We start from the raw sequence: 1,596 nt of genomic DNA, 5'->3' as shown, positions 1-1,596 counted from the left end.
GAAACGAGGTTCTTGAACAGTTTCATGAGTATGTTGACATTACTCTCGGCTCTGAATTCGGAAAAGAGCTAAAGAAGCAGAGAAGCATACAGGTAGAAGGAGCCTTTGGAGTTATAAAGGAGGACATGGGATTCACCAGATTCCGAAGAAGAGGAATGAAAGGTGTAACGATGGAGTTCCTTTTAGTGTGCCTAGGCTACAATCTCAAGAAATACCACATGTATAGACTACGTCAGGAGAAAAAGAACGCTCTGAAGGCGTGCTGATAAAAAAGTTATTCACAGTGAAAAAGTGACTTATCACGCCGATAGGGACTTTATGCGCTTTTTTTCTATTTTTTAAGAGTTTACGTTCCTGAGGAGAACGCTTTTTTGTTTGTGACGTAATAACCATAGGCAGTCGTGAACTAATACAAAAAAAGACTGTTTGGAAATGATATTAAATCATTTCGTCACAGCCTCTTCTTATTAACCCCAGACTTCTTCTGCGATTTCTTTTACAAGTTTTAATTTAGCCCATTGTTCTTCTTCTGTTAGTTTATTACCAATCTCACAAGATGCAAAACCACATTGTGGGCTCAAAGATAAACGTTCAAGAGGAATATACTTGCTTGCTTCCTTAATTCTCTGAATTACTTTTTCTTTATCTTCTAATTCTGGACGTTTAGTAGTGATTAATCCTAAGACAACCTTCTTATCTCCAGATACTTTTGCAAGAGGCTTGAATCCTCCTGATCTTTCATCATCATATTCTAAATAGTATGCATTCACATTCTTTTCACCAAATAATAGATCAGCAACACCATCATAAGCACCTGAACTAAAGAAAGTAGAATGATAATTACCACGACATACATGTGTATTGATTTCTAAATCTTTTGGACTTGCTGCAACAACTTCATTATTAAGTTCTAATAATCTCTTTTTATACTCTTCTAATGCATCACCAGTACGTCCTGTTAATCCACATGCAAGCTGAGGATTAACCATTCCTCCCCATACACAGTCATCAAACTGTAGTATACGACATCCTGCATCATATATTTCATGAATAAACTCAACATAAGCTTTAACTACATCTTTTGCGAAAGCCTCTTCACTTTCATAAATACTTAATGTATTTCTAAGTAGCTGTGCACCAGTGAAATAAGCATAGAACTGCCCAGGTGAAGGGATAGTCTGTTTGGCTACTGTATTTTCATCTTCAAACTGTTTTACAAATTTGAAATGTTCTACGAAAGGATGATGATCACAGCTGATCTTTCCTGTGACATAAGTATCATCAATCATTGCTGCTTCACCATCAAGTGTCGTATTACCTTCTATTGTCTTTTTGTGTTCTACACCATTAAATCCCCACATAAAGTCTAAATGCCATGTAGAACGTCTAAATTCACCATCAGTAATTGTATGCTGACTACTCCCACGGGCAAGCCCGTGGGGTTCTGATTGCCAAGTGTAGCTTGTAATCGTACATCATTTTCAGACTTTGGAGTTACAAGTGTAAATCTATTTGAATCAGAACTTTCATTACCAAGCAGTCCAGCGACCACATTAACGGTAAATTTCTACTTTCGTAAGGAAGTATAGTCAATCT

Annotated in this window: 2 protein-coding genes; one reads left to right on the top strand and one right to left on the bottom strand. The window is 36.8% G+C overall.

All coding sequences use genetic code 11. From position 1 onward, the window contains the following. Positions 1-266, top strand: a 266-nt coding sequence (locus H8909_RS13025) for a transposase (RefSeq protein WP_187013129.1), incomplete at its 5' end; no start/stop codon positions are given. A gap of 201 nt (positions 267-467) precedes the next feature. On the opposite strand, the gene H8909_RS13020 is transcribed toward H8909_RS13025, so the two are convergent. Then, positions 468-1,406 carry a uroporphyrinogen decarboxylase/cobalamine-independent methonine synthase family protein gene (locus H8909_RS13020; RefSeq protein WP_369409846.1) on the bottom strand — a complete coding sequence of 313 codons (939 nt, stop codon included), beginning with the start codon at positions 1,404-1,406 and terminating at the stop codon, positions 468-470. Between the last annotated feature and the right edge of the window lie 190 nt (positions 1,407-1,596).

Origin of the sequence: Catenibacterium faecis (assembly GCF_014306455.1) — a bacterium.
Classification (GTDB): Bacteria; Bacillota_I; Bacilli_A; order Erysipelotrichales; family Coprobacillaceae; genus Catenibacterium; species Catenibacterium mitsuoka_A.
This window is presented reverse-complemented; position numbering and strand designations above follow the sequence as displayed.